Origin of the sequence: Alkalilacustris brevis, from assembly GCF_003350345.1 — a bacterium.
Classification (GTDB): Bacteria; Pseudomonadota; Alphaproteobacteria; order Rhodobacterales; family Rhodobacteraceae; genus Alkalilacustris; species Alkalilacustris brevis.
In genome coordinates this window covers 1-2,522 of sequence record NZ_QNVJ01000056.1, presented here as the reverse complement: position 1 = coordinate 2,522, position 2,522 = coordinate 1, and the positions used below count along the sequence as shown (strand labels likewise).

General features: G+C 70.5%; 4 protein-coding genes and 1 pseudogene. All 5 read right to left on the bottom strand.

The window, feature by feature from the left end; genetic code table 11:
• Positions 1–495 (bottom strand): annotated as a pseudogene (locus DQ229_RS08690) (phage tail tape measure protein); the annotation flags it as partial.
• On the bottom strand, positions 476–631 hold the full coding sequence (locus DQ229_RS08685; RefSeq protein WP_238381010.1) for a DUF7697 family protein: 156 nt from the start codon (positions 629–631) through the stop codon (positions 476–478). The gene DQ229_RS08685 and the pseudogene DQ229_RS08690, both read right to left, overlap by 20 nt.
• An 83-nt stretch (positions 632–714) precedes the next feature.
• On the bottom strand, positions 715–1,170 hold the full coding sequence (locus DQ229_RS08680; protein WP_114965887.1) for a hypothetical protein: 456 nt from the start codon (positions 1,168–1,170) through the stop codon (positions 715–717).
• Positions 1,170–2,111 (bottom strand): phage tail tube protein, encoded by a 942-nt coding sequence (locus DQ229_RS08675; RefSeq protein WP_114965886.1) that lies wholly within the window; start codon positions 2,109–2,111, stop codon positions 1,170–1,172. Before DQ229_RS08675 ends, DQ229_RS08680 begins: the two co-directional genes overlap by 1 nt.
• 26 nt (positions 2,112–2,137) lie before the next feature.
• Positions 2,138–2,521 (bottom strand): acyl-CoA transferase, encoded by a 384-nt coding sequence (locus DQ229_RS08670; RefSeq protein WP_202909543.1) that lies wholly within the window; start codon positions 2,519–2,521, stop codon positions 2,138–2,140.
• Between the last annotated feature and the right edge of the window lies 1 nt (position 2,522).

Below are 2,522 nucleotides of genomic sequence, written 5' to 3'. Positions count from 1 at the left end.
CAGCGCCTCCTGGATGGTGGCGATGCGCGCATCGAGCGGCAGCGCCTGCAGATCCTCGGCCGAGAGCCGCAGCCGGCGCAGCGCCTCGACGGCCGGGCCGGTGCCCGACGCCGCCTGGCTCAAACGCCGCGTGAGCTGCACCGTGGCCTGTTCCACCTGTCCCATCGACACGCCGGCCATCTCGCCCGCGCGCACGAGCACCTGGATGCTGGCGACCGTGGTGTCGAGCGAGGCGGCGAGCTTGGCCTGCGCATCGACGGTCTGGAGCCCCGAGCGGACCATGGCCACGCCCGCAGCGGTCGCGGCGGCGACGGCCGCGGCTGCTGCGACCCGCACGCGCCGCGCGAACCCCGCGAGCCGCCGGTTCGCCGCCTCCATCTCCGCGCTCAGACGCCCGAAGCCGCGCTTGCCAGCCTCGCCGACGCCTTCGAGCTCGGAGCGCACCTGACGCCCGCCCGTCGCCGCGAGGCGGACGCTAACCCGTTTCTCCGCCATGTGCGCTGTCCATCTGCTCGTTGATCTTGCTGACCATCACCGCCTCGATGGGCGGCAGGAGTTCAGCGGCGACGACCGCCGGCACGCCCAGCGCCTCGGCCAGCGCCAGCGCCGCGCCCATGTCCCAGCCGATCACGGCGCCGGGGACAGCGCGCAGCTGGCCGCCAAGGCGCTGCGCCAGGTCCCAAACCTGCCAACCTTCCTGCGTGAGGGGCCGGTTCAGCCGCGCGGGGCAGTCCGGGCAGGCTTGCGTGTGGCCCTCGCAGGGCTCGCAGGCTTGGCAGTATCGTGCGCCCCCGCCGTACTCCCATTCGGCGAGGGCGCGTAGGCGTTTTTTTCCTGCTCCAGCAGCAGCCCCTTCGAGACATAGGTCAGCTGGAACGCCTCGAAGATCGGCCAGATGTCGAGAAGGGCGTCGATTGCCTCGGGGCTCGGATCGATGGATGTGCCGTCGGCGTCGCCGATCCCCTCCCAGGCCAGCACCGCCCGGCGTGCGAGCGCTTTCGCGAAGGCCATGGCGCGCTCCTCGTCGGAGGCCGCCTCGGGCACCGCCTCGACCTCCGGGTCTGCGCGCGTCGCCACCATCAGCGCCGTGGTCAGGGGGCGCAGCTGCACCCGGACGCCGGGGGCGAGGTCATGCCAGCGGGGCGCGTTCGTCAGGTCGAGCGTGAGCATCAATATTCCTCCACTGCATTCACCAGCGTTGCCGTGCACATCCGCCCCTCGGTCGCATCCCGCGCCGCCTGCCAGTCGAAGGTGGCCTGCACGCCCTGCGGGCCACTGATCTCGATACGCGGGCGCGGCAGGTAGACGGCGTGCACGGTGAAGGTGAAGCTCTCGCCGGACGGCAGGCTGTAGGCGAACTCCATTTCGCAGGGGTCGCCATCGATGGCCTGCGTGACCAGCGTCTGGTCGGCGAAGCGCACCTCGATCCGACCGGTGAGCGCGGCGATGGACGGGTCCGCGCCATCAATGCGCCCATCGGCGCGGATGGTCTCGATCCGGTCGAGATTGTTGGCATAGGTGATCTCGGCCGAGACGACATTGCCCAGATCGACGCCATTGCGCTTGATCGCCCCGTTGAAGTGGCCGAAGCGTTTCAGCACCAGCTCGGTGGGTGTGCCCGTGCTGGTGGTCGTGCCGACTGCCTCGCCCTGCGCGACCAGCCGCGCCGTCGCGGTCAGCAGGCCCGAGCGCTGCATCTGCCAACTGAGCTGATCCAGCACGCAGCCCGAGTACATCGCATAGCGCGGCACCTCGGGCATGCCGGTCTCGATCGATATGCTGGGCAGCGTCCAGGCACCGGACTGGAACTCATGCGTGTAGGGCGCATCCGATCCGGTTGTGGTCGGCGCACCGAACGCGGCCTTGAGCCAGAACCCGAAGGCCTGCGCATCGATCGGCACGACCACATCGCCATCCGAAGTCACCGCATCCTTGATCGGTGGCAGCGGATCGCGGCCATAACCCAGAAGTTCGGAGTTCAGCAGCGGCTGCTCGGCCCCCAGCGTCGCGCTGGCAAAGGGCATCCGCGTATAGCCGCTGGCGGGCGGGGTGCCATAGGTCGTCTCGAACGCAAGCGCCATCCGCGCCCGCGCCCCCTGGGCTCGTGCCATTGTCGTCTCCTTGGGGCTTGTGAAGATCAGCCGCCGAGCGGGTCGGCGGTGGTGTAATGCAGGACAACCGGGATCACGGCGGCCTTCAGGCTCGCCGCGCCTTCGACCGGCAGATCGATGGGGCGTGGCGCCTCCGCCTCGATCCAGTCGCAGTGCCCGCCCAACGTGCGGCCGGCGGCAATCGCCGCGCCGATGCTGGCGGTCAGCGTGTCGAAGGTGGTGTCACGGTCGGAGCCCTGCACGACCGCCTCGATCTCGGCGCGGTGCTGGTAGTGGTAGGCCAGCGGCGACAGCGTGACCTCGGGCTCCCCCGGCTCGCCGTCGCGCAGGATCAGCAGCCCCTCGGCCGGAACGCGCTCGGGCAGGACCTCGCCGCGCAGCACCGGCACATGCGGCACCGTGCGCAACAGG

Excerpts from the sequence above, each read along its gene's own strand:
- DQ229_RS08680 (WP_114965887.1), bottom strand. The coding sequence starts at position 1,170 with ATGCTCACGCTCGACCTGACGAACGCGCCCCGCTGGCATGACCTCGCC.
- DQ229_RS08675 (WP_114965886.1), bottom strand. The coding sequence starts at position 2,111 with ATGGCACGAGCCCAGGGGGCGCGGGCGCGGATGGCGCTTGCGTTCGAG.